Below are 24,110 nucleotides of genomic sequence, written 5' to 3' on the forward strand. Positions count from 1 at the left end.
AGTGATGAAAAAATTGCTGCTCGCCGTTCTGGCCCTGAGCCTCTTCACCCCGGCCTATGCCAAATCCGACCTGCCCGGCGCCGATGAGGTGATGAGCTTTTCACTCGATGAACTCGTCACCCTGATCAAGGATGCCGGCTGGCAGGCAGAGCCCTTCAATGAGGACAGCCTGACGGGCGTGACCCTGACCATCGGCACGCGCCAGCTTGCGCTGGTCCCGACGGCCTGCGTCTCCAGTGGCAATTGCAAGGGGCTTTATACCTATGCCCTGATCCCGGATAATCCGGGTGCGGCGGATCTCAACAAGTTCAACCTCAGCCACAACCCGGCCCGCGCCATTACCCAGAACGGCACGCTGGTCCTCGATAATTACATTGTCGGTGATTACGGCGTCGTGCGCGGCAGTCTTGCTGTGCACCTGCTGGTGCAGGCCAGCCTGATCGATGCGTGGTGGCAGTTCCGTCAGGGTGACAAGAACGAAATCGACCTGTCAAAAAGCGTCGCCTTCTCGCCACTTGGCGAGCCTGCACTGCCGCTCGGCATGGCCGGGATCGACATCAAGCCGCTCGACATGCCGGAGACACACCGCTTCCACATGCTGCAGGCGAATGCGAGCCGGATCAATTCTCTGGACTGATCCGCACAAAGAACGCACTCTATTCCGATAGCTCTCTGCACTTCTCAGGCAAAATTCTGAGTTGATAGTTTGGAACATCTGTCATCAGCAATAATAAGGACGCCTCTTCGGGTCGCTCGCGAGGAGAAGTATTGCTGATCTGGAAACCGTACTGTTTTGACAACTGACCTTCTGTCGGACTCCAGAACTGCGCGAAGACATCATAGCCAAGCGCCACATTTTCTTTTACGCAACCAAGGACGACACCTGAGTCATAGATAATCTTCTTCCTATCTGGGCGATCCCTGAACAGATTATTTTCTCGATCAACGACTTCATCACGTCGCTCCGCCGAATTTGAGCCGAACGGCGCATTCGCCGGCCCGCCGTGCCAACCAATCAACGTGTCTTTCTGTAAATATATTTCGTCGGCTATGCCAAGAATATAATTCGCACAGCTACTAAAACAGTAAGGCCACACAAATACGCGAACATGCGCACCATCAATATGCTCAACAATCTCCATGAAGAGTTCGACATTGCCGCCAAGGCTATTCACAACAAAATCTATGAGATCTCGATCGGAAACGGCTGGTAATAGATCCGTCAGATCTTCTTTTTCGAAGCCATCCTGTGCACAGATGACGAAGCGCTTTGATCCAGTTTTTTCATCCGTAGACACATGGCTGACTGTTAAGACACTCTTGCCATTTAGCGCCTCCTGATCTTCACAGAAATATCTTGGATCGAAGCTTTCTGGCCCTACCTTTTCAGGCACCGCTTGAAGTTGAATGAAAGCTAGAGCAGGCAAAATCCAGGGCATCGCGAAACCATTGTTTCTACAGATATACGAACCCTAGCTCAGAATAGCCCAAGCACAAAAATCCCTCTGCACCACCACAGGACAGCTAGCTCTCGCCTGAAAATTACATCAGAAAGCGTGAAAGCCAGATGTAATTCTGGTCATGCACCTGACCTCATGATGAAGGTCAGGCGCGAACGGGAAATTCAGTTGCTCAGCCCAGAGAATAAGGACGCTTAGTTCCCCACGCGGTCGAGCCAGCCCCATTTGTCTTCCGTCGTGCCGTCAAAGAGGCCGAAGAAGGCTTTCTGCAGCGCTGAGGTGATCGAACGCTCACCCTTGCCGACCTCAATGCCGTCAACCTGACGGATCGGCGTGATCTCAGCAGCCGTCCCTGTAAAGAACATCTCGTCCGCGCCATAGAGCATCTCGCGCGGCATTTCCTGCTCGACGACTTCGATGCCCAGATCTTTGGCGAGGGTGATGATGCTGGCCCGCGTGATCCCGTGCAGGATCGAGGACGAGAATGGCGGGGTCATCAGCTTGCCGCCTTTGACGAGGAACAAGTTCGCGGACCCTGCCTCGGAGAGAAGCCCTTCATGGGAAAGCCCGATCCCTTCGGTGACACCGGCGCGGCGCGCCTCCATCGCGATCAGGCGCGAGGAGAGATAATTCCCGGCAAGCTTCGCACCCGCCGGAATGGTCGAGCCCGCCAGACGCCGCCAGCTTGAGACCGCGACATCGACGCCCTTCTCGATCGCATCGGCGCCCATGTATCGGCCCCAGGGGAAGGCGGCGATCACGAAATCGTCCGGCGCATTGGCTGCCGCCGGGGACATCTCACCATAGCCGAGATAGGCATTGGTGCGGATATAGGCGGATTTTAGACCATTCTCGCGCACCGTGCGGCGCGTCGCTTCGATGATCTCATCTTCCGTGTACTTAATACCGATGCCATACATGCGGGCCGAATAGAAAAGCCGCTCGACATGCGCATCATTGCGGAAGACCACCGTGCCGTCATTGGTCTCATAGGCGCGGGAGCCCTCAAAGGCACAGGTGCCATAAAGGAGCGCATGGGTCAGGACATGGGTCGTCGCCTCCGCCCACGGAATCATCTCCCCATTCTTCCAGATATAGTCGGCTTCCTGTATGGGCATCGCTAGCGTCTCCTCTTTCGGGACAGAATTGAGACGCGCTTTCTAACACTGGTCCCCGCCCCTGCAAGTGAGCATCTGAGGCGGACTGACAAGGAGCCGATCATGGCGTTTGACCCCCCTTCCGATAGACGGTCCATCGAAGGATTACGGGCAATCATGGCCAATTTGCGCGCGCCCGAGGGCGGCTGCCCATGGGATCTGGAACAGGATCACCGCTCGATTGCCTCCTATTGCCTCGAAGAGGCCTATGAGGTCGTTGACGCGATCGAGAACGGCACGGACCGCGACCTCTGCGAAGAACTCGGCGATCTGCTGCTTCAGGTCGTCTTTCACGCCCAGATGGCGGCCGAGCGCGGCGCCTTTGACTTTGACGATGTGGTCGAGGCGATCAGTGACAAGATGGTCCGCAGACACCCGCATGTCTTTGACAGTGATGACGGGCGCGACGCGGATGGCCAGACCGCTGCATGGGAAGAGATCAAGGCGCAGGAGAAAGCCGAACGTGGCAAGACCGAGGACGGCGTCCTTGACGGCATTCCGGTCGGCCTGCCCGCCCTCACCCGCGCGGAGAAGATTGCCAAACGCGCCATGAAGGTCGGCTTTGACTGGCCCGACTGGCGCGGCGTGACAGCGAAACTCCGCGAAGAACTCGCCGAAGTCGAAGAGGCGATCTTGGAAGAAGACGAAGCCCATATTCGCGAGGAAGTCGGCGATTTCCTCTTCACCGCAGCCTGCCTCACCCGCGCGACCAGACTCGATGGCGAGACCGTGTTGCGTGAGGCCAATGAGAAATTCCGCCGCCGCTTTGCCTCTGTCGAAGCTGGGGTCAGAGACAGCGGCCGGTCATGGGAAGAGCACACGCTCGACCAGCTCGAAGCCTATTGGGCTGCGGGCAAAGCAAAAGAGTAAGATAAGGCCTCATCCTGAGGACCGGCAGGCCGACCTGCCTGACGGTGGACTCGAAGGACGGGGCGGCTTCCCGGCAAAGCCCCCACCTCCCATTTTCCAATTGACCGCCCCGCCCCGCCCGGTACTCTAGGAGGCATGGGGAATGGGCGGATGGACACCAAAACAAGGCAGAGCCTGAAAGACCGGGATCGGGTGAACCCCTATTACATCCCGGAGCTTGAAGGGCATCAGAACCCGTTTCTTGCGGCGACCCTGCCGCATATCGAGGTCGTCCTGATCCTCAGCCTCGTTTTTGCCGGCGGCATTCTCGGCGCGCTCGCGGGCAAGCTGCTCCTCGGCATCGGCGCGAGCGTCATTTCAGGGGGCCTTCTAACCCTTGCCGCCCTCGTCCGGCTCAACGATCCGGCGAAGAGAAGACGGCGTTAGTCGCTCAGCAATTCAGCGCAAAAATTTGACGACCCTGGCCTTCAGCAGTTTGATCAGGGTCTCATCCATGAACTCATACTCATCCGGAATATTCAGGACGATCACCCGTTTCCCGTTCAGCACGCTTCTGAATTTTTTTGAGAGCTTGTTACGGTGCCGACTTTCCATGACGAAAATGACGTCGGCCCATTCGATCTGCTCGGTTGAAAGCTCAACCGTTGCTCCCGAATCAAGGCCTGCCGAGTCGCATTCCATGTTTTCATACGTTGAAAAAATCTGTTCCGCCGTAGGACTGCGCAATTTATTCTGAGAACAGACAAACAGGAAACGTTGGGTCATTTCACCCTACTCCTCGTCCCGCCGGGCTTCATCCTCAAGCTCATGCATGTCGTCATCGGAGAGGCCAAAATGATGGCCGATCTCATGGACAAGGACATGCTGGATGATTTTCTCAAGGCTGTCCGGCCCCTCCTGCCAGAAGCGCAGGATCGGCTCGCGGTAAAGCCAGACCATGTCCTGATGCGGAATAGTATCAAAGCCTGATTTCTGGGTGACATCGATCCCGTGATAGAGCCCCAATAATCCGTACCGGCTCGAAATGCCGTGCCCGCGCAACACCTCGTCGCTGGCAAAATCGGCAATGCGGATGACGATGTCAGCGCTGAGCTGCCGGAAGGCTTCCGGCAGGGCCGCATAGGCCGCGCGCGCAACAGCGGCAAAACCGTCCGGGCTCGTATCGGTCACGTCACTGCCTCCCGATAGGTCTGCCACATCTCGGCATCGCCGCAGGCAAGGGCCGCACGCGGGGCGCGCGGCACGGGATGATAGGCCGCGCCATCATCAAGGAAGCGCAATGCACCGCCTGCTTCCTCAACCATCAGCCCGCCGGCGGCATGGTCCCACGGGCTCATCAGGAATTGCAGCACATAGTCGATCTGCCCCCGCGCGCAATCAAGATAGGCGTAGGCGGAGCAATGCTTCTGGCTCGTCCCTGCTGAGGTAAGAACCGCCGCAGAGAGATGCTCTCGGAGAGGCGGCTTTACATATTTCGAGGAATAATCGCCGAAGGCTTCACTGAACGGCACGTTTTTGCGGCCATGGATCGCCTCGCCATCAAGCGTTGCGCCTTCACCCCTTACCGCGATCGCCATCACATTCTCGACCGGCGCGAAGATGAAGCCTGCGCGCGTCAGCCCTCCCTCGACCAACGCCACCATGACGCCGAATTCGCGTTTGCCCTCAACGAAATTCGCGGTGCCATCGACCGGGTCGACCAGCCAGACCGGTGCCTCACCGCTCAATCGGTCGAGCACGGACGGATCGGCAGAGGCCGCCTCCTCCCCCACGACGACAGAGCCCGGCAGAACCTCCATCAGACGCGGGGTCAGCCATTCCTCGGCCTCGCGGTCGGCAATGGTGACAAGGTCCGTCGGGCTCGTCTTGGTGTCGATCTCATGGGTCTCAAGCTGCAGATAGCGCGGCAGGATCAGCTCTGCTGCTGCCTGCCTCATCAGCCCGGTGACCTCTTCGATCAGTCCGTCATTCATCATTCTTCACTCAAATGCCGGAGCGCCCCGGCATTCTCTTCCCAGCTCTGCCCGTCAAAAGGCTCGATCGTGATCTCATCGAACTGGCTTTTGTCCATGCAGCGCAGGTTCAACGACACGCCATCCGGGTTCGAGCGCGGCGTGTAGAAGGATTTTACACCGCAGACGGAGCAGAAAGTGTGCTTGGCGATCTTCGTATTGAACTCATAGGTCGTGATCGCCGCCGGATCGGTCAAGAGCCGGAAGCGCGATCGCGGCACGATCACATGAATGAACCCCAACTTTTCGCACATCGTGCAATTGCACGATTGTGCAGTGATCTTCGCGGGCAGATCGGCCTCCCACGCAACGGCGCCGCAATGGCAGCCGCCGGTCTTGGCCGACAGGTCTGTCACCAGAGGACGCCGACGACCGCGCCGGAGGTAAGGGTGGCCAGCGTGCCCGAGATCAGCGCTTTGGGCGCAAGCTGAAGCACTTCCTTGCGGCGTGTCGGCTCCAGCGCCGTGAAGCCGCCAATGACAATGCCGAGCGAGCCGATATTGGCAAAGCCGCACATCGCATAGACCATGATCAGGGTGGAGCGCTGGTCGAGCGCGCCTTCTGGCAGCTTGGCCAGCATTTCATAGGCGACGACCTCGTTGATCGCGGTCTTCACCCCCATCAGCTCTGCGCCCGTCATGACCTGATCGGCGGGCAGCCCGGCGAGCCAGATGAAGGGCGCAAAGGCCCAGGCAAAGATCCGCTCAATCGTCAGCGGGGCGCCTGCGACATCAGGCAGGGCTGAGTCAAAGATGATGTTGATGAGGGCCGCCAGCGCGATGAAGGCGAGGATGGCGATGACAATGTTCACCCACAGCTTGCCGCCCTGCACGGCGCCTTCAGTGAAGGCATCCATCGTGCTGTCATAACCAAAGTCGTCTTTCACGGCGTCGGAATCGGTCTGCACCTCGCCCTTTTCGGGCGGCACCATGATCTGCGCGAGGATAAGCGCGGCGGGCACGGAAATAATCGAGGCAACGAGAATCTGCCCCAGCATGCCGGGGCTGAGTTGCGACAGGATGATCCCGTAAAGCACCATGACGGTGCCCGCGACGGTGGCATACCCGCAGGCGATAACGGCAAAAAGCTCGGACCGCGTAATGCGCGAAAGATACGGCCGGATCAGGAGCGGCGCTTCGGTCTGCCCCAGAAGGACATTGGCCGAAGCGGCGAGAGACACTGCCCCGCCTGTGCCGAGCACGCGGGACAACAGGATCGCAAAACCGCGAATGATGATCTTGAGGACGCCCCAATGCCACAAGACGGCCGCGAGCGCCGAGATAAAGACCAGCAGCGGCAGCGCCTGGAAGGCAAAGATAAAGGCGCTTCCGCCGGTCACCTCAAACGGCACCTGCTCGGGATTGCCAACATAGCCGAAAAGGAAGCTGGTGCCCGCGCGCGTCGACTGCTCCAGCGCATAGACAATGCCGTTGAGCCCATCGAGCGAGGCCCGCGCCGCCGGCCAGTTCAGAAACAGCGCCGCAATGCCGAGCTGCAACCCGACGGCCAGCGGGAACTGGATGATCGGAAACCGCCCTTTGCGTTCGGACAGGAGCCAGGCGATGGCCGCGAATGCGAGAATGCCGATCGCGCTTTGCACGCGCGGCGTCAGAAGATTTTCGATTGTCAGGCCCACCCGGTTGCCGAATTCAGTGCGCTCCCTGCCTAGCGCCTGCAACCGGTTGCCGCAATTCGCGTTTATGTGTGATAAACGGGGAGCCTGAGGGGGGCGGTGATCCGGCTAAAAGGAGCGCCGATAGACTATGGATAATGTCCTCCCCGCTGTTGGGCAGAGCAGCCTTTTATTGAGTTTCGATCTGATCGCCACCGTACCATCAAGCTCGGGGGCGATGCCTTTTGCGCGCGTCCAGGAAGTGCTGAGCGTCCCTGACCTGCCAGACACCTATGCGGCGCTCGATACGCGCGGGGTCATCTGGTTGATCGAAGATGGTGAGGCCCTCGAAACCCCGCTGCTTGATCTTCGCACCGCCGGGATCGGGTTTACCGATGCTGGCGCCGAGGCCGGACTTCGCAGCTTTGCCTTCCACCCCGATTTTGCGAACGAGGGCACGGATGGATACGGCAAGATCTATGTTGCCTATAGCGCAAGTGTCGCGAGCCATCCCGATGACGTGCCGCTTTTTGAGGCGGATGGCGCCTCGAATATCGTCTTCCATGATGTGATCTCGGAATTCACAGTCAGCGATCCCGCAAATCCGGTTATTGATTCGTCTACGGAGCGGGAACTCTTCCGTGTCGAGCAGCCCTTCGGCAACCACAATTTCGGTCAGATGCGCTTCCGCCCTGATGCGGAACCCGGCGATGATGATTACGGGCTCCTTTATCTCGGCATCGGCGATGGCGGCTCAGGCAATGACCCCCTGAATGCCGGTGAGGATCTCAGCCAGATCCTCGGCAAGATTCTGCGCATTGATCCGCTCGATCCCGGTGGGGATGAAACCTATTCTATACCGACAGATAATCCGTTTACGGATACGACCGGCGCCCTGCCTGAAATCTATGCTTACGGCTTCCGCAATCCGCAAAGCCTGAGCTGGCTGGGCGATATCATGTTCGCGGGCGACATCGGCCAGAATGCGGTAGAGGAACTCGATATCGTCTTTGCCGGCGGTAATTATGGCTGGGATGACCGCGAGGGCAGCTTCCTTGCGGGCGGCGGCGCCCTGCCCGCCAATGACGCCGACCTTGGCTATCAATACCCCTTCACCCAATATGATCACGAGGAAATCCCGACGGGAGGCGAAGGCATCTTTGGCGGCTTTGCTTATCAGGGGTCGGACATTCCGGGTCTGGAAGGTCAGCTTCTATTTGCCAATTTCCCGACCGGCGAAGTCTTCGTCGTCTCGCTTGATGATCTCTCTACGATCATCGCCGACGGGCTTGTCGCCTCGGATGAATATGTCGCCCCCTTGCGGGTGACGATCATCGGCGAGGATGGCGAGGAGACGACCTTCCTTGATTTTGAGGGGACGGGAAATCCCGGTAACGGACGGGTCGATTTACGCTTTGCCCTGACGGATGACGGAGAGATCCTCGTCTTCTCGAAACAGACCGGCAATATCTATCAGCTGACCTCCGCCGCCGATGACGAATTGAGCGGCACGGCGCAGGGTGAGATCATCCGCGCCGGTGCCGGAGACGATCTCGTTGATGCAGGCGCCGGGAATGACACGATCTATGGCGGGATCGGCAGTGACACGCTGATCGGTGGTGATGGCAATGACCTCATCATCGGCGATGATGGCGGCAATCTGATCTATGGCGATAGCGCGCCGGCCGCCGCCGCAAGCACGGCTGCGCAAATTCCGGCATCGTCAACGCCCCAGCCTTCTCTGCCTGAGACCCTCCCCGAGGCGCCTAACGCGGAAGAAAGCCCGTTGCCTTTCGAGCCGCTGACCCTCGAAATCCCGCTCTTCTAAGGCCTCTCGGCGGAGAGGTTAAGTTCGGTGTAAACAATTTCCCGGAATACATACCAAATGAGTACAACCGGACACATCGAACGGACAAACGGGACATGACAGACCTTCCGCCGCAGAACTGGCGACTTTCAAAGAATGTCGCCCAACTCCTTGCCGGAGCGGTTCTCGTCATCTCGGTCCTCGTCCTCTTCGCTGGTTGGGGCGCGGGGGTCGAAGCGCTGACCCGTCTGCATCCGGACTTTGCCGCCATGGTGCCATCAACGGCACTTTGCTTTCTGCTTGCCAGTCTTGCCATCGTCATCCAGTTCAGATTGCCACCTGCCCTGAAAAGCCTCACGCTTTTCATCTGTAGCGGGATTATTTTTGCCATCGCCTTTACGGATCTGATGGTCATAAGGCTGACGGATGCGAACGGGATTGATGCCTGGCTCTGGCCAGAGGCCGACACGTTCAACTCAGCCAATATGGCGATCGCCACGGCCAGCCTGTTTATCTCCGTTGCGATGTGTCTGCTCTTCCTCGGTCTCTCGCGAGTAAAGATGCGTTATGCCGTCGTCGCGACAGCAACGATCGGCCTGATCGTCGCGGTGACAGCGCTCGTTGGTTATTACTATGACGCCTCTGCGCTCGAGGAAGTGCCTCTCTTCAGGGGAATGGCGCTGCACACTGCCCTCGCCTTTACCGCACTCTTTCTTGCGGTCCTCATGCTTCGTCCGGATACGGGCTGGATCGCGATCCTGCAGGGCAAAGGCGGCGGCAGCCGCGGCGCGCGCAATCTCTTCCCGATTGTCGTCATCCTCCCGCTCCTGCTTTGTCAGTTCGCGCTGTTCGCTGCCCAGACAGATACATTCAGCGAGAATTTCCGTCTCAACATCATCGCCATTGTCTTCGTGGTGATCCTGTCCATTGCTGTTCTACGTCACGCCCATATTCAGAACACGATCGAAGGGGACCTGCGCACCGCCCTTGCCGACCGGGAATTACTCCTTCGCGAAGTATATCACCGTGTGAAGAACAATCTGCAGATGACCATTTCGCTTCTGCGGATGGGCATGCGCGACATCAACGATGAACAGGCCGAAACCCTGCTGAACAGCACAATAAATCGCGTGGAATCGCTTGGTTTTGTGCACCGCATGCTGCTCTCCGCGCATGTCCCTTCAGAGGTCAAGCTGGACGACTTCCTCAAAGATCTGGGCGCCCATATCGTCACCGCGAATTCGGGCGCACATGCCGTTCCTGTCGATCTGGAGGTCACCGCCTCCACCCGTGTCCTTCATATCGAGACGGCAATCACCATCGGACTTCTCGTCAATGAGTTGGTGACCAACAGCATCAAGCACGCTTTCGAGGGCCGAACGACCGGTACGATCTGGATCGGATTTGAGGGCGACGCCGATGGCGCTGCCACCCTATCCGTCAGGGATGATGGCACCGGCATGCCGCAGGATGAGGACAGTTTGACATTGGGAACCGGCACACTGATCATCAGGGGCCTGGTAGCACAACTCGACGCCAAGCTCGATTATCAGGTGCAGAACGGCACGGCGGCGACGATCCGCATTCCCGCCGCAACGATGCAGAGGATGTATGACGCATAACCCCATAAAGGTCGCCATCGTCGAGGATGAGTTCCTGATCGCGCAGGACCTTGCCTATCTGTGTGAAAAGCTGGGGATGACAGTCGTCGGGCAGGCCGCAAATTACGACACAGCGGTCAAACTCATCGAAGAGACGGTACCGGATTACGTGCTCATGGATGTCCGGCTGCAGGGCAGGCGCGATGGCGTGAATGTCGCGCTCAAAGTCTTTGAAACTATGCCCAGCATCAAGATCATTTATGTTACCGGCTCGAACGAGCCGCCCACCCTCGCCCGGATCGACGAGGATCATCCTTATGCGGTCTTGATCAAGCCTGTCGGCGAACGTGATCTCGCCAAGGTCTTCGGTTTTGGGAATTAATCTGCCTGCGGCGTGTCAGCCATTCTGTTCCTGCGCGCAAGCTGCCGGCGTGTTCACAAGAAACATGCTGGTTGCCATCAGCTCTTCTGGCTTCATCTTCTCGCGTAACTCTGTGGCGCGCGCCTGATCCTCTTCCAACCCGGCAATCAGGAAGGCGCGGCCGTCTTCCGACAGCTCTGACATCGCCTTGTCTGCGACGCAGGCGCAGATTTCCGCCGGCATGTTCGAATTGGCCTCACAGGCGGCTGCGAAGGTCTTTTCATTGACCTTGCCGCCAGATGCGCCATCCCCGCCGCCGCAAGCGGCCAGCAGCATCGCAGCCCCTATTCCGGCACTGATTTTAAAGTGGAATGCCATGGGTTCTCCCCTCTCGAATCATCCTCGAGGTGGAGCGTAATCCCAAACGCGCGACGCCCGCAACTAGCGGTCGATTTCGCCGAACACCACGTCGAGCGTGCCGATAATGGCCGAGACATCGGCCAGCATGTGCCCGCGGTTCATCCAGTCCATAGCCTGAAGGTGGGCATAGCCCGGCGCGCGAATCTTGCAGCGATAGGGTTTGTTCGACCCGTCTGAGACGAGATAGACTCCGAACTCGCCTTTGGGCGCCTCTACAGCGGCATAGACTTCCCCGGCCGGCACTTTGGGGCCTTCCGTATAAAGCTTGAAGTGGTTGATGAGCGCTTCCATCGAGTGCTTCATCTCCCCGCGTTTGGGCGGGCCGACTTTCGGATCGGTCGACATGACCGGCCCCGGCTCGAGCAACGCGATGCACTGCTTCATCAGGCTCAGGGACTGCTTCATCTCCTCGATGCGGCAGAGATAGCGGTCATAGCAGTCGCCATTCTTGCCAAGGACGATGTCGAATTCGAGCTCGTCATAGATCTCGTAGGGCTGCGATTTTCGCAAATCCCACGGCACGCCCGAGCCGCGCAGCATGACGCCGGTAAAGCCCCATTCAAACGCCTGCTCTTTGGTCACAACCCCGATATCGGCGTTGCGCTGCTTGAAGATCCGGTTGTCCGTGATCAGCGATTCAATATCGTCGAGCGCCTTGGGGAATTCGTCACACCACGCATCAATATCGTCGATCAGCGCCTGCGGGATATCCTGATGCACCCCGCCAACGCGGAAATAGGCCGCGTGCATGCGCGAGCCGGACGCGCGCTCATAAAATATCATCAGCTTCTCGCGCTCTTCAAAACCCCATAGCGGCGGGGTCAGCGCGCCGACATCCATGGCCTGCGTCGTGACGTTGAGAAGGTGATTGAGAATCCGGCCGATCTCACAGAACAGCACACGGATGATCTGCCCGCGCCGCGGCACTTCGATGCCGAGGAGTTTCTCCGCTGCAAGGCAGAAAGCATGCTCCTGGTTCATCGGGGCGACATAGTCGAGCCGGTCGAAATACGGGATAGCCTGCAGATAAGTCTTCTGCTCGATCAGCTTTTCGGTGCCGCGGTGGAGCAGCCCGATATGTGGGTCGACCCGCTCAACGACTTCGCCATCCAGTTCCAGCACGAGGCGCAACACGCCGTGAGCGGCCGGGTGTTGTGGCCCGAAATTGATCGTGAACGGACGGTCCTCGGACGCATCGGAGGGGGAATCCTCAACTACAACGGTGCGCGTGGCATTGGCCATTATGAACTCTTTCCTTCTGCGAAAGCCGCAAGGACTTCCGCCTCGGTCATCTGATGGGTTTTTTGCGCGAAAGAATAATAGTCGGGTTTGTGATCGATAAAGACTTCGTGATCGAAAGTCAGCGTACCCGGATCATCCAGCGAATTGACTGAGAGCTGCATCATCGACCCGTCCCGCAACCGCCAGAAAAGCGGGGAACCGCACCCCTTACAAAAACCGCGTTCTGCCCAGTCAGAGGAAACAAAGACGCCGAGCATGTCTTCACCTGTCGTCACTCTGAAATCGCTGTCGCACCCAATGGTCATGAAAGGACCTGCTGCAACTTTCCGGCACATATTACAGTGACAGGCGCCGACCTTGTCGGAACCCGGTGTCACCGTGAATTCAATACCGCCGCAAAGGCAGGATCCGGTCCGCTCCCCCATAGATCAGCCCGCCTTCTCGTCGCCAGGGAGGACGTACTCGCCACCTTCCCATGGGCTCAAGTAATCGAAATTGCGGTATTCCTGTTGCAGCTCGACGGGTTGGTATACGACCCGGCGCTGCTCATCATCCCATTTGACCTCAACAAAGCCGGTCACGGGGAAATCCTTGCGCAAAGGATAGCCCTCAAACCCGTAATCGGTGAGGATCCGGCGCATATCGGGATGGCCGTCAAAGACGATGCCATACATGTCGAACGCTTCACGCTCGAACCAGTCGGCACACGGATAGACGCTGACCGTCGTCGGGCAGGTATCATTCTCGCCGACCGCGACCTTCACCCGGACCCGCACATTATTGTGCATGGAGAGAAGATGATAGACGACATCAAAGCGCTTCTTCCGCCCCGGATAATCAACTCCGCAGAGGTCGATCAGCTGGATGAACCGGCACATCGGATCGTCGCGCAGGAATTTGAGCACTTCAACGATTTTGGTCGCCGGCACCGTGACATTGAGCTCGCCATGCGCGATTTCACTCGCGACCAGGGCTTCGCTCAGCACGCTGTCGATATGCTCTTTCAGCTCGGAGAGTTCGTTCAATTCGTTCAGTTCGTCGGTCATTCTGGATCTCCGGCACTTGCATCCGGCGGTGTGTACGTATCGACTGTGAATATAACTGACGCACCAGCGTCTGTTGTTTCATGCAAACCTATCGTTTCAAGTACAACCGTCTCGCCAAGCTTTACGGATGCACTAGGGACATGAAACACCTGACCCGAATTCTCAGTAATATGAATATTGACGACTATTTTGTCATAGTCCGCATCATCCAGAGTCAGGTACATTACTCGTCCTGCACCAATGTTTCGAATTAAGGGGTCGTCGTCCTTAACCAGTAGGCCAGCCTCATATCTGGTTGTTGAGCCACCCTCTCCGAACGAAGAGATATCCAGCTTCACGATGTAGGGCTGCGGCGCGAGGAAGAGTGCAGCTAATGCTGTATGTATCATCGCCGAATGGTCCCTTCCCGGCGGATCTTCTTCTGAAGCTGCAACAGCCCATAAACGAGGGCCTCAGCCGTCGGCGGGCAGCCCGGCACATAGACATCGACCGGCACGATGCGGTCACAGCCGCGTACGACCGAATAGCTGTAATGGTAATACCCGCCGCCATTCGCGCAGGAGCCCATAGAGACCACGTAACGCGGCTCTGGCATCTGGTCGTAAACCTTGCGCAAGGCCGGGGCCATCTTGTTGGTGAGCGTGCCGGCGACGATCATCAGGTCGGACTGGCGCGGGGAGGCGCGCGGCGCCATGCCGAACCGCTCCATGTCATAACGCGGCATCGAGGCCTGCATCATCTCAACCGCACAACAGGCAAGCCCGAAGGTCATCCACATCAGAGAGCCCGTGCGGGCCCAGTTGATGACTGCATCGGCAGGAGCGGTGAAAAAGCCCTGATCGGCCAGCTCCGCATTCAGCGATTTGAAGAACGGATCTTCATTGGTGGGATCATAGGCTGCCTTGGCGCGCGCCGCCGTGCCGTAGGCGAGGTCTGACGGACGAATGATCGACGGCGTTTTGCCCTCCGGTGCGACACCGGCGATCGGCGTTTCGGTCGCCGTCTTGGTCTTGTCGTCTACCGCCATTCGAGGGCTCCTTTCTTCCATTCGTAAAGGAAGCCGATGAAGAAGACCGCGAGGAAGACGAACATCGACCAGAAGGAGAAGATCTGGAAGCTCCGGTCGAGCCCCAGCTCCGGGTTGAACAGGGTCACCGCCCAGGGAAACAGGAAGGCGACGTCGAGATCGACGATGATGAACAGGATCGCGACGATGTAGAACTGCACATCGAACTTCATGCGCGAATCCTCAAACGCCTCGAACCCGCATTCATAGGTCGAGGTCTTCTCGGAATCAGGATCGCTCGGCGCCAGGATCACCGGCAGCACGAGGAAAAGGACGCCGAAAATGGCCGCAAGGCCAGTAAAGATCAGGATCGGCAGGTAATTTTGCAGAAACTCTGCGTCGGCCATGGATGCCCTCTCATCGGAAAAGCTAGGGAGCGGCGAACGGGTCCGCCACGGGTCACGACGCCGCAAGGGCGCCACTTTGCCGGGGGCTATAAGCCTTTTTGCCGTGCCATGAAAAGGGTTCACCTGTAGGCCAGAGCAAATGAATGCGTCCCCCCTTCCCGATCCTGAAAATCTCGATGTCGTGATCGTCGGCGGCGGCCTGTCCGGCGGGCTTTTAGCGTACAGATTCAAGGCATTAATGCCGGAATTGAAGGTTCTTCTGATCGAGGCCTCAGACCGCCTTGGCGGGGATCATACGTGGTCATTTCACGACTCAGACATATCGCCGCGTGCGCTAGAATGGATCCGTCCCTTTATCTCGTCGCACTGGGCGGGCCAGACGGTGCGCTTTCCCGCTTATGCTCGCGAGATCGGAACGGGGTATAATTCGGTTGCCTCCGCCCGTTTCGATGCCGTCCTACGCGAAGCGCTGGGTGATGCCGTGATGACGGGCTCGCCGGTTGAGGCGCTGTCGCAGGATCAAGTGACGCTGGCGGATGGCCGGACCCTCCGGGCCCATGCCGTGATCGATGCGCGGGGTCAGCGCGACTATGCGCATCTGGCCCTCGGCTTTCAGAAATTCGCCGGGCTCGAAATCGAGTTTGCGGAGCCGCACGGGCTCACCCGCCCCATCATCATGGACGCGACCGTCCCCCAACTCGACGGCTACCGCTTTGTCTACACCCTGCCCTTCACCGAGCGGACCGCGCTGGTCGAGGACACGTATTACGCAGATGGCGATGCCCTCGATGAGAACGCGGTTGAGACACGCATCAGGGACTATTGCGAACAGCAGGGTTGGAAGGTCGCGCGGATCCTCCGGCGAGAGTCAGGTATCCTGCCGATTGCCATGGCGGGGGATATTGATGCGCATCTGGATGAGGGCATGCCGGGGGTGGCCAGCATCGGGCTTGCCGCCGGGCTCTTTCATCCGCTGACGGGCTATTCCCTGCCCGATGCGGTCGCGATGGCGGACCGGCTTGCAGGCGCAGATGATGTCTCCGGGCCCGCGCTTGCCGCCCTTGCGCGGGAGCACGCGAAAGAGACATGGGAGGCGCGCGGCTTTTACCGGCTTCTCTCCCGGCTCCTCTTTGATGCCGCCGATCCTGCAAAGCGCTATATCGTGATGCAGCGCTTTTATCAGTTCTCTGAAGGATTGATCGAACGGTTTTATGCGGGGCAGTCTTCAGCCGGAGACAAGATGCGCATCCTCGCCGGCAAACCACCCGTCCCGGTTTCAAAGGCGATGAAATGCCTTGGCGAAAAACAGTGGCTGGCGCGAAGAGGTATGCGCTGACCTCTCAGCCCGCTCATGCAGGACACTAGTGCAGAAAGAATTTCCTCCCCCGTTGGGGAGGTGCCAGCCATTGGCTGACGGGGGGGGGCACGCCGCCCCGCGATGATCAGTGGATGACACGCCCCCATCCCCTCGCATTCGCGAGGGACTTCCCCCACGGGGGAAGAAAGATATCCCCGTCCGCTCTATCCCCTGCATACTGACCAAATCGCAGTGGGACCGGGGGTTAAATGGCGCAGGAGATTAACTGCCCCCCGGCAACATCCGATGGATGAGACCGCCTGGAGAAAACCGAAAAACGAAATTCATCAACTCGAACAGATAATGGGACGCGATAGCCAAACCGACCATCACCGAGCACAACGTCACGGCTGAGAATGCGTAGTTTGAGGACAGATAATAGCAGGCATAGGCCAACCCGATCAATTGTCCGAGCCGGAACAAGCCACTGGGAATGAAGATGTATAAGCCGAACATCATCGCGAACTGGATATGAAGGTTCTCCCCGACATATTCCCCTCTCCGCCAGTCGTTAAAGACCGTATCCAGATCGGCAAAATCGAATAATTGTCCTGAAACCCACAAGGCGAAGCACAGACCCATAAGTGTATGGACAATCCGAAAAGCCAGCGTCCTCTTCAGGAAGATACCTGGATAATCCCGCATGCTGCGCCAGAATATGTTCAGCAGACCAAAGATCATGACTGGCATGAATAAAAGCAGGAACGGATCAATTTCCCATCTGAAAACCGACGTCAGGAAAGAGACGATGGGCTCGAATGGCGCAGATGAAATGCGCCCAATCAGTTCGATAAATTCAGGTGCATCAAGCCATTGTGCCTGTGACACAAAGGCGGCGAGCGAAGCGGCTCCCCATGCCGTAAAAAAGATATCCGGAATAGCTGCCCATCCCAGATTCATCTTCCATTGATTTGCCATAATCACCCCACGTCATAACTTTATCACGTGAGATGGATAAGTAAACTTATGAGCCCTTCCAGACGGCGGGCTATGAGTACAAGTGAAGCGATCAAAGACCCTTGCGGCCGATGTCGAGGAATTTCTGGCGGCGGGCCATGCGGCGGTCATGCGCATCCATCTCGCCGAGTTCCTCGATCGCGCTTTCAATGGCATCGCCGAGGGCTTCGATCGCGGCACGTGGCGCGCGATGCGCTCCACCGACCGGCTCTTCTACGATCGTGTCGATGACGCCGAGTTCCTTGAGATCCTGCGCGGAAATCTTCATCGCTTCGGCCGCTTCCGCTGCCTTGCCGCCGCCCGCATCATCCTTCCACAGAATGGAGGCGCAGCCCTCGGGCGAAATCACCGAATAGACCGAGTGCTCGAACATCAGCACACGGTCGGCTGCCGCCAGCGCCACCGCGCCGCCAGAGCCGCCCTCGCCCACAATGGCAGCGACGACCGGCACGCCCGCATCAAGGAAGCTCGCCGTCGAAGAGGCAATCGCCTCTGCCTGCCCGCGCTCTTCCGCGCCGAGACCGGGATAGGCACCAGCAGTATCAACCAGCGTGACAATCGGCAGGCCGAATTTGTCGGCCATCTCAACCAGCCGGATCGCCTTGCGGTAGCCTTCAGGCCGGGCCATGCCGAAATTATGCGCAACTCGGCTTTGCGTGTCTGAGCCCTTCTCATGGCCCATCACCATGACCGAGCGCCCGCGGAAACTGGCCGGGCCGCCGATAATCGCTGAATCCTCACCAAAAGAGCGGTCACCCGCGAGCGGTGTGAAATCCGTCATCAGCTGGTCAACGAGATCGGAGAAATGCGGCCGCGCGGCATGGCGCGCGACAAGCGTCTTCTGCCAGCGCGAAAGGTTCGCATAGGTCTCGGCCAAGAGCTTTTCCGTCTTGCTCTCCAGCCGGTTCAGCTCCTCGCCGACATTGATCTGTTCATCGCCCGACAGCGCCCGCAGATCGTCAATCTTGCCTTCAAGCTCTGCAATCGGCTTTTCGAATTCGAGATAGCTGCGCATCGTTAACTCCGGTCGTGAACAGTGAAGCGGGCTTTTAGCCTAACCATGGTCATATTGACAAACGCTTCAATTTTCATGGCTTTTTCTTAAGGGAAAGCGGGTGTTTTGCTTCGATCAGGCGGGTCAGCCGCTCGCCCGCCACATGCGTGTAAATCTGCGTCGTTGAGATATCCGCATGCCCCAGAAGCTGCTGGACAACACGTAAGTCCGCGCCGCCTTCCAGCAGATGGGAGGCAAAGGCGTGGCGCAGCACGTGGGGCGAGATGCGTGCAGGGTCGATCCCGGCCTCAGGCGCAATGTCTTTGAGAAGCTGCGCGAAGCGCGCCGGGGTTAAATGCCCCATTTTCCCGCGCGAAGGGAAAAGAAAGACGGAAGCGCGCTCAGCCTCGGTCTGGGCGGCCAGCCAGGCTTCGGTCGCAGTGATCGCCGCATCGGTCAGTGGCACGAGGCGTTCCTTGTCGCCCTTGCCGCGCACCTGAACATAGGGCCGGTCGGCTGAGAAACTGCCGCGCGGGAGGGAGCAAAGCTCTGAGACCCTGAGGCCTGTCGCATAGAGGATCTCAAGCAGGGCATGGAGCCGCAAAGCTCTCGGCGATCCGCCCTCGGCCTTTTGCGCCGCCCGGTCGAGCAATGCGGCGGCATCCTCCGCTGACAGAATTTTCGGCAAGGGACGGCGGGTTTTGGGGCGTTCGACCCCTTCGGCGGGATTATCGCTGCGCAAGTCTTCTTCGAAGGCGAAGAGATAGAACTGGCGGATGGCGGAAAGACAGAGCGCAGCTGTCGCGGCACTCCGCCCCGTTGCATGAAGGTGATCTAGATAGGCAGTGATATCGGCGCGTGCAGCTGTCAGAAGACGTTTCTTCTTCCTCGTAAGGAAGGTTTCAAAGCGCGCAAGGTCACGGCCATAATTGCGGACCGTCCGGGGGCTGACGCCCCGCTCGACCTCCATCATGTCGAGGAACAGGCTGAGCGGCCCGCCGCCGGGCTGGCTGGCCGGACTGGCGCTCAATTGCCCGTCGGCTGGGGCGCGGCGGCCACCTGCGGCGCAGGCTCATCAAGCACCGCGCGCAGCTCAACGTCAAAGCTCGCCTTGTGGTCCATCCAGCGGATATCCGCCTTGTCGCGGGCCCAGTTGATCACCGCATTGCGGATCCCGCCCTCACCGTCCTCGGTGGTCGAAAGCCCGGTCAGATAGACAAGCGCTGCGGGCCCTTCGCTGCCGGCTTCGGCTGCCGGGAGAGCGGCCGCCACGAGAGATGCAACGGGGACGGAAGGGTTGGTGTTATAAGCCGTCACGCTTGGCACGCTTTTGGGCTCCTCAACCATGCCGATGAAGGAGCCGATGCGGCCGGCCGCTTCGGGATCGATGATGGCGTAGATATCGACGAGACGGCGGGCCCGGTCGAGCCCGGTCGGGCGCGACTGGTCAGAGGCAAGCGCCGTGATCCACGCTTCGGCGACGCGCGGCTGGTCCGTGATCATCGCGGCCAGCGCGATCTCCGTCGCATTGGGGGCAAAATTGGTGATCGGCGTGGCCCGGCGCAGATCGCCGGCAAGAAGCCGTGCCCGCGCCTCAAAACCTGCCGCATCTGCCCCGCCCCGACGCAGCGCCGTGCCGAGTGCCTCGGCATATTCAAGCGAGCCGGGCGGCACGGCAGAGAGCGTGAGGACGTCGCCTGCCAGCTCGGTCGTGCCCATGCCGTCAAGCAGATCGATGGCTTCGTCGGCGCCAATCGTCCGGACACTGAGTGAACGGAGGAGCGCGACTTCGCGTAAATTCGGATCGAGCCCGCGCATCCGGGCAATCGCGGCGGTGTAACCCGGGCCAACCCGGTCGAGCAGTGCACGGTCAATCGTGATGCCGCGCTCATGCATCATCACCCAGTCAAAAAGCGTGATGTCACCCTTCGGGGCCGCAAACTCTCCGCCATCGGCAAAGGCGGTAAAGCGCGCGCTTTCCTCCGCCGTCAGCGCATCCTGCCGTTTAAGGAGGTTGAGGGTGAGGTCAGCCGCTGCGCCCTCACCGGCGCGGACGTAACAGACGAAACGCAGCTTGATCCAGAACGGTGCGGCGCGGCCATCGCGGAGGCCTTCGCCGCGAGCGCAGGCCACATCGGTCTTGCCGTCCATCAGCTCCTGATAGGCAATGACGCGGGCCAGAGCCGGCTCAGAATGGGTGCTGGGGGCCAGATTGGCGAGTTGGGCAGCATCCGAATAAAAGCCCGCCTCGGCGGCTTTGAGGAGTTTCTGCCCGGCCAGCGCGTTGTCCGCATCCTTCGGCCCCTCGCCCGGCGAGAGCAGGACGCGACGCAGCAGCTCCAGGTTGAGCGGATTGTCATAGGCCGCAGGCACCGTGACCAGCAGGTCGCTCACCGAATTGCGCTCGGTATCGGTCCAAAGCGAGCGCGGCAGCGCGCCATCTTCCGGACGCAGCGTGCCGAGCGAAAACGCACTCTTATCAATGTCTACGCGGTCGATCTGGGCCCAGGCGGGCGTGATCGTCATCAGGGCGGCGGCGGCAAGGGCGGTAAGGCGCATAAACTCTATCGAGCTGGCAGCTCGATCTCCTTTTCGGTCAGCGTCTGGGCCGGCTGTCGGCGGTCCCCCACGGCAAAGAGAAGAACCAGGGTGAAAATGATCAGAAAGATAATGAACAGAGTGAAGCGCATCGGGTTCCTATCCTTCTGTCAAAAGCTACGATGCTTGGGCTTTCGCTGCAATGCACCTTGCGTGACGAAGCGGTTACGCTTCAGCGCTCGCAAGCTCGGCGCGCAAGCCCTCGCCGATGCGTTTCATGACTTCTTCGGGCGGTGAGCCGTGCCGGTCGACATAGGCATCGCGGATATGGCGCATGAAATCGGCGAGGAAGATGCCCCAGGCGGCGGGATCATCCCACAGCGTCTCGTCAAAGACGACGGCAAGCTGCTGATTGGCGACCCAGACGCGGGCCAGCTCGCGGGCGTCCTCAGCCTCACGAATGGATTTATCCACGTCGAGTTCAGGCGAGCTATCATTCATCTGGGTCGGTCCTTTCGCCGTGCGGCATACCATTCGAGCCGTTCGCGGATGGTTTTCTCAGCACCCCGCCCGCGCGGCTGATAGAATTCCTGCCGTTCCATCTCGGGCGGGAAATAGTCAAGCCCGGCAAATCCGTCGGGCGTGTCATGGTCATAGAGATAACCGTCCGAATACCCCTCGGCCTTCATCAGCTTGGTCGGCGCATTCATGGCGTGTTTCGGGGGCATAAGGGAGCCGGTCTGGCGCGCGGCGGCCTTGGCCTGTTTCAGTGCCGAATAGGCGGCATTCGATTTGGGCGCGGAGCCCAGATAGGCGACAAGCTGGCCGATGGCGTGATGGCCCTCTGGATCGCCGAGGAAGAGATAGGCCTCGCGCGCGGCATGGGCGAGACGCAGCGCCTGCGGATCGGCATTGCCGACATCCTCGCTGGCGATGACCGTCAGGCGACGGAGGATAAAGAGCGGATCTTCTCCGGCATTGAGCATCCGCGCGGTCCAGTAAAGCGCGGCATCCGTATCCGAACCACGGATTGATTTCTGGAGCGCACTGGCAAGATTGTAATGCCCTTCCTGCGCCTTGTCATAGACGGGCATCCGGCGCTGAACGGCCTCGGACAGCCCCGCCTCATCGAGCGGCTCGTCCCCGGCCCTTGCAGCAAGGTCTTCGATCAGCCCGAGGAGGAACCGTCCGTCCCCGTCCGAAAGATCGGCAAGGGCGGCGCGCGCGCCGGCGGTCAGCGGCAGGGTCAGGCCAAGCTCCTCTTCAGCGCGGTCAACGAGATGGCTGAGCGCGTCTTCATCAAGGCGCCGGAGCGTGAAGACCTGCGCCCGAGACAGGAGCGCGGCGTTGAGCTCGAAAGACGGGTTCTCTGTCGTCGCGCCGATCAGGGTGATCGTGCCGTCCTCCATGACGGGCAGAAAGCTGTCCTGCTGAGTGCGGTTAAAACGGTGGATCTCATCGACAAAAAGCAGCGTGCCGCGCCCTGCCTGCCGCCGGGCCCGCGCCGCCTCGAACACTTTGCGCAACTCTCCGACCCCGGAGAAAATCGCCGAGATCTGTACAAAGTCGAGATCGACATGATCTGCGAGCAACCGGGCCAGCGTCGTCTTGCCGGTGCCCGGCGGCCCCCAGAAAATGATCGAGGGCAGCCGGCCTTTCTCGATCAGGGTACGCAAGGGCGCGCCCTGCCCGATCAGATGGTCCTGCCCGACGACCTCTTCGAGGGTTTTGGGCCGCAAGCGGTCAGCCAGCGGCCGCGGTGCCCCGTCCTCAAGGCCCGCTGCCCCGAAAAGATCATCGCCCGCTATCGGCCGATCCTCATGGTGGAGACGCGGCCATTCCGGTCCGCGACCTGCAGGATGAAATAGCGCTGCTCGGCATTAAGTGCCTTGGTGACATCCTCGACCGTCTCAGTCTTCTCTCCGTTAACGGAGAGAATGGAGAGCCCCCGACCGAGCCGGTAACGCGAGGCATAACTACCCCGCTCGGCCTCAAGGATCACAACACCCGACGCCATCGGATTGAAGCCGATCTCTTCAGCAAGCGCCGGCGAGAGATTGGCGATCACCGCGCCTGACAGCGGATTGCTGCCTTCGATCCGCGTGTCATTGCGGGCTGGACGCTCTGGCGGAAAAGCCAGCTTCACCTTCGCCGTCTTCTCCTTGCCGTCGCGCAGATACCGGACCTCGAGAACATCGCCTTCGGAGCGGGTCGCCGGGCGGTAGCGCAGCGCCTCGGCATCATAAATCTCCGCCCCTGCAATATCGAGGATGACATCGCCTTCCTTCAGACCAGCCTTATCTGCTGGTCCCTTCGGAAAGACCTCACCGACAATTGCTCCCATGGGGCGGTCGAGCCCGACGACCCTTGCAATGTCAGAAGTGACAGGCGTGCCCTGCACCCCCAGCCAGGGGCGGCGCACCATCATCTGTCCGCCTGCGGCAGAATTGACGACCTGCCGGACAAGATTGCCGGGGATCGCAAAGCCGATCCCGTTCGAGCCGCCAGAGCGGGAATAGATTGCGGTGTTCACCCCGAGCAAATTGCCATCGACATCGATCAGTGCCCCACCTGAATTCCCCGGATTGATCGCGGCATCGGTCTGGATGAAGAACTGATAGTCCGACACCGAAGCAGACGTCCGCGACAGGGCGGAGACAATGCCGCTGGTCACCGTCTGGCCGACCCCGAAGGGGTTGCCGATGGCAAGAACGATATCGCCGACGGCCGCTGTGTCACTGTCCGCGAACGGCAGGAAGGGAAGCGGACCATCGGCCGCGACCTTGAGGATCGCAAGGTCCGTCTGCGGATCGGTCAACAGGACTTCCGCTTCGAACTCCCGCCGGTCGGCGAGGACGACCTTGATCTCACCGGCATTCTCAACGACGTGGTTATTGGTGACGATGATCCCGCCCTCATCAACGATGACGCCAGAGCCGAGTGAGGATTGCAGGCGCTGACGCGACCGACCTGGCACCCCGCCAAATTCGCGGAAGAACGGATCATCGAACACCGAGCGCATCCGCTGGGTGACGACCTTCTTGGTGTAGATATTCACGACCGCCGGGGCCGCCCGCTCGACCACCGGCGCATAGGTCGCGCGCAGTTCAAGATCGGTCGCAGGCTGGGTGGTCTGCGGCTGGGCCGCTACCCCGACGGGCAGCAAGCAGAGACAGAAGACGGGAAGAAGTCGCAGCAGCATTGGTGCCAATCCCTCTCAGAACGAAATGACCCCGCACCATTACCGGAGCGGGGCCATACTT

At 59.6% G+C, this 24,110-nt stretch carries 29 protein-coding genes; 7 read left to right on the top strand and 22 right to left on the bottom strand.

The genetic code is table 11. From position 1 onward, the window contains the following. The first annotated feature begins 1 nt into the window (after position 1). Positions 2 to 637 carry a type III secretion system chaperone family protein gene (locus DX908_RS03125; protein WP_147303720.1) on the top strand — a complete coding sequence of 212 codons (636 nt, stop codon included), beginning with the start codon at positions 2 to 4 and terminating at the stop codon, positions 635 to 637. 19 nt (positions 638 to 656) lie between these two features. Here DX908_RS03125 and DX908_RS03130 read toward each other — a convergent pair whose 3' ends face one another. Together DX908_RS03130 and DX908_RS03135 are read right to left on the bottom strand one after the other, a co-directional pair. Then, on the bottom strand, positions 657 to 1,439 hold the full coding sequence (locus DX908_RS03130) for a hypothetical protein (protein WP_116390996.1): 783 nt from the start codon (positions 1,437 to 1,439) through the stop codon (positions 657 to 659). Between the two features lie 215 nt (positions 1,440 to 1,654). After that, entirely contained in the window at positions 1,655 to 2,578 is a 924-nt protein-coding gene (locus DX908_RS03135) for a branched-chain amino acid transaminase (RefSeq protein ID WP_116390997.1), read from the bottom strand. A gap of 102 nt (positions 2,579 to 2,680) precedes the next feature. Between DX908_RS03135 and mazG the strand changes: the two genes are divergently transcribed. Both mazG and DX908_RS03145 read left to right on the top strand, forming a co-directional pair. Further along, positions 2,681 to 3,487 carry a nucleoside triphosphate pyrophosphohydrolase gene (mazG, locus tag DX908_RS03140; protein ID WP_116390998.1) on the top strand — a complete coding sequence of 269 codons (807 nt, stop codon included), beginning with the start codon at positions 2,681 to 2,683 and terminating at the stop codon, positions 3,485 to 3,487. 150 nt (positions 3,488 to 3,637) lie between these two features. Beyond that, positions 3,638 to 3,913, top strand: a complete 276-nt coding sequence (locus tag DX908_RS03145; RefSeq protein ID WP_116390999.1) for a hypothetical protein — start codon at positions 3,638 to 3,640, stop codon at positions 3,911 to 3,913. A 12-nt stretch (positions 3,914 to 3,925) separates the two neighbouring features. Here the strand turns inward: DX908_RS03145 and DX908_RS03150 are convergent, their stop codons facing one another. From DX908_RS03150 to DX908_RS03170, 5 genes are read right to left on the bottom strand one after another with little or no spacing between them, the layout of a single operon-like run. Then, positions 3,926 to 4,252: a low molecular weight protein tyrosine phosphatase family protein gene (locus tag DX908_RS03150; protein ID WP_116391000.1), complete on the bottom strand. Its 327-nt coding sequence runs from the start codon at positions 4,250 to 4,252 to the stop codon at positions 3,926 to 3,928. Between the two features lie 6 nt (positions 4,253 to 4,258). Then, complete coding sequence (locus DX908_RS03155; protein ID WP_116391001.1) at positions 4,259 to 4,657, bottom strand: metallopeptidase family protein; 399 nt, start codon at positions 4,655 to 4,657, stop codon at positions 4,259 to 4,261. Beyond that, complete coding sequence (locus tag DX908_RS03160; protein WP_116391002.1) at positions 4,654 to 5,463, bottom strand: inositol monophosphatase family protein; 810 nt, start codon at positions 5,461 to 5,463, stop codon at positions 4,654 to 4,656. Before DX908_RS03160 ends, DX908_RS03155 begins: the two co-directional genes overlap by 4 nt. Further along, complete coding sequence (locus tag DX908_RS03165) at positions 5,460 to 5,855, bottom strand: GFA family protein (protein ID WP_199564567.1); 396 nt, start codon at positions 5,853 to 5,855, stop codon at positions 5,460 to 5,462. The genes DX908_RS03160 and DX908_RS03165 overlap by 4 nt, the downstream gene beginning before the upstream one ends. Next, a complete protein-coding gene (locus DX908_RS03170; RefSeq protein ID WP_199564568.1) occupies positions 5,852 to 7,135 on the bottom strand; it encodes a NupC/NupG family nucleoside CNT transporter in 1,284 nt (427 codons plus the stop codon). The genes DX908_RS03165 and DX908_RS03170 overlap by 4 nt, the downstream gene beginning before the upstream one ends. A 127-nt stretch (positions 7,136 to 7,262) precedes the next feature. On the opposite strand from DX908_RS03170, the gene DX908_RS03175 reads away from it, so the two are divergent. From DX908_RS03175 to DX908_RS03185, 3 genes are all read left to right on the top strand, one after another. Then, on the top strand, positions 7,263 to 8,939 hold the full coding sequence (locus DX908_RS03175; protein ID WP_116391004.1) for a PQQ-dependent sugar dehydrogenase: 1,677 nt from the start codon (positions 7,263 to 7,265) through the stop codon (positions 8,937 to 8,939). A 95-nt stretch (positions 8,940 to 9,034) separates the two neighbouring features. Continuing rightward, positions 9,035 to 10,540 (top strand): sensor histidine kinase, encoded by a 1,506-nt coding sequence (locus DX908_RS03180; protein WP_116391005.1) that lies wholly within the window; start codon positions 9,035 to 9,037, stop codon positions 10,538 to 10,540. Next, on the top strand, positions 10,530 to 10,901 hold the full coding sequence (locus tag DX908_RS03185; protein ID WP_116391006.1) for a response regulator: 372 nt from the start codon (positions 10,530 to 10,532) through the stop codon (positions 10,899 to 10,901). Before DX908_RS03180 ends, DX908_RS03185 begins: the two co-directional genes overlap by 11 nt. A 15-nt stretch (positions 10,902 to 10,916) precedes the next feature. On the opposite strand, the gene DX908_RS03190 is transcribed toward DX908_RS03185, so the two are convergent. The 7 genes from DX908_RS03190 to ndhC all read right to left on the bottom strand — a co-directional run bounded on the left by DX908_RS03190 (position 10,917) and on the right by ndhC (position 15,001). Then, positions 10,917 to 11,258 carry a hypothetical protein gene (locus DX908_RS03190; protein WP_147303721.1) on the bottom strand — a complete coding sequence of 114 codons (342 nt, stop codon included), beginning with the start codon at positions 11,256 to 11,258 and terminating at the stop codon, positions 10,917 to 10,919. A gap of 63 nt (positions 11,259 to 11,321) precedes the next feature. Continuing rightward, positions 11,322 to 12,542, bottom strand: a complete 1,221-nt coding sequence (locus DX908_RS03195) for an NADH-quinone oxidoreductase subunit D (RefSeq protein WP_116391008.1) — start codon at positions 12,540 to 12,542, stop codon at positions 11,322 to 11,324. Beyond that, the gene (locus tag DX908_RS03200; RefSeq protein ID WP_116391009.1) at positions 12,542 to 12,967 is read right to left on the bottom strand and encodes a GFA family protein; all 426 of its coding nucleotides are present in this window, start codon (positions 12,965 to 12,967) and stop codon (positions 12,542 to 12,544) included. Before DX908_RS03200 ends, DX908_RS03195 begins: the two co-directional genes overlap by 1 nt. A 3-nt stretch (positions 12,968 to 12,970) precedes the next feature. Further along, positions 12,971 to 13,588, bottom strand: a complete 618-nt coding sequence (locus DX908_RS03205; protein WP_116391010.1) for an NADH-quinone oxidoreductase subunit C — start codon at positions 13,586 to 13,588, stop codon at positions 12,971 to 12,973. Beyond that, complete coding sequence (locus DX908_RS03210) at positions 13,585 to 13,977, bottom strand: hypothetical protein (protein WP_116391011.1); 393 nt, start codon at positions 13,975 to 13,977, stop codon at positions 13,585 to 13,587. The genes DX908_RS03205 and DX908_RS03210 overlap by 4 nt, the downstream gene beginning before the upstream one ends. Next, positions 13,974 to 14,636, bottom strand: coding sequence for a NuoB/complex I 20 kDa subunit family protein (locus DX908_RS03215; RefSeq protein ID WP_369122902.1), 663 nt, complete (start codon positions 14,634 to 14,636; stop codon positions 13,974 to 13,976). The genes DX908_RS03210 and DX908_RS03215 overlap by 4 nt, the downstream gene beginning before the upstream one ends. Then, on the bottom strand, positions 14,606 to 15,001 hold the full coding sequence (gene ndhC, locus DX908_RS03220; RefSeq protein WP_116391013.1) for an NADH-quinone oxidoreductase subunit A: 396 nt from the start codon (positions 14,999 to 15,001) through the stop codon (positions 14,606 to 14,608). The genes DX908_RS03215 and ndhC overlap by 31 nt, the downstream gene beginning before the upstream one ends. Before the next feature lie 139 nt (positions 15,002 to 15,140). On the opposite strand from ndhC, the gene crtY reads away from it, so the two are divergent. After that, a complete protein-coding gene (crtY, locus tag DX908_RS03225) occupies positions 15,141 to 16,337 on the top strand; it encodes a lycopene beta-cyclase CrtY (protein ID WP_116391014.1) in 1,197 nt (398 codons plus the stop codon). A 243-nt stretch (positions 16,338 to 16,580) separates the two neighbouring features. On the opposite strand, the gene DX908_RS03230 is transcribed toward crtY, so the two are convergent. From DX908_RS03230 to DX908_RS03260, 8 genes are all read right to left on the bottom strand, one after another. Then, the gene (locus tag DX908_RS03230; RefSeq protein WP_116391015.1) at positions 16,581 to 17,276 is read right to left on the bottom strand and encodes a hypothetical protein; all 696 of its coding nucleotides are present in this window, start codon (positions 17,274 to 17,276) and stop codon (positions 16,581 to 16,583) included. A 91-nt stretch (positions 17,277 to 17,367) separates the two neighbouring features. Then, positions 17,368 to 18,330, bottom strand: a complete 963-nt coding sequence (locus DX908_RS03235) for an acetyl-CoA carboxylase carboxyltransferase subunit alpha (RefSeq protein ID WP_116391016.1) — start codon at positions 18,328 to 18,330, stop codon at positions 17,368 to 17,370. A gap of 73 nt (positions 18,331 to 18,403) precedes the next feature. Then, positions 18,404 to 19,339, bottom strand: a complete 936-nt coding sequence (locus DX908_RS03240) for a tyrosine recombinase (RefSeq protein WP_199564569.1) — start codon at positions 19,337 to 19,339, stop codon at positions 18,404 to 18,406. After that, entirely contained in the window at positions 19,336 to 20,868 is a 1,533-nt protein-coding gene (locus tag DX908_RS03245) for a hypothetical protein (protein ID WP_116391017.1), read from the bottom strand. The genes DX908_RS03240 and DX908_RS03245 overlap by 4 nt, the downstream gene beginning before the upstream one ends. A 5-nt stretch (positions 20,869 to 20,873) precedes the next feature. Beyond that, on the bottom strand, positions 20,874 to 20,999 hold the full coding sequence (locus tag DX908_RS16645) for a hypothetical protein (RefSeq protein ID WP_267895849.1): 126 nt from the start codon (positions 20,997 to 20,999) through the stop codon (positions 20,874 to 20,876). Positions 21,000 to 21,072: 73 nt separating this feature from the next. After that, on the bottom strand, positions 21,073 to 21,348 hold the full coding sequence (locus DX908_RS03250; RefSeq protein ID WP_158548452.1) for a DUF5076 domain-containing protein: 276 nt from the start codon (positions 21,346 to 21,348) through the stop codon (positions 21,073 to 21,075). After that, a complete protein-coding gene (locus DX908_RS03255) occupies positions 21,345 to 22,655 on the bottom strand; it encodes a replication-associated recombination protein A (protein ID WP_116391019.1) in 1,311 nt (436 codons plus the stop codon). Before DX908_RS03255 ends, DX908_RS03250 begins: the two co-directional genes overlap by 4 nt. Continuing rightward, a complete protein-coding gene (locus DX908_RS03260; protein ID WP_116391020.1) occupies positions 22,652 to 24,049 on the bottom strand; it encodes a Do family serine endopeptidase in 1,398 nt (465 codons plus the stop codon). The genes DX908_RS03255 and DX908_RS03260 overlap by 4 nt, the downstream gene beginning before the upstream one ends. Positions 24,050 to 24,110 lie beyond the last annotated feature (61 nt).

Origin of the sequence: Parvularcula marina (assembly GCF_003399445.1) — a bacterium.
Taxonomy (GTDB): Bacteria; Pseudomonadota; Alphaproteobacteria; order Caulobacterales; family Parvularculaceae; genus Parvularcula; species Parvularcula marina.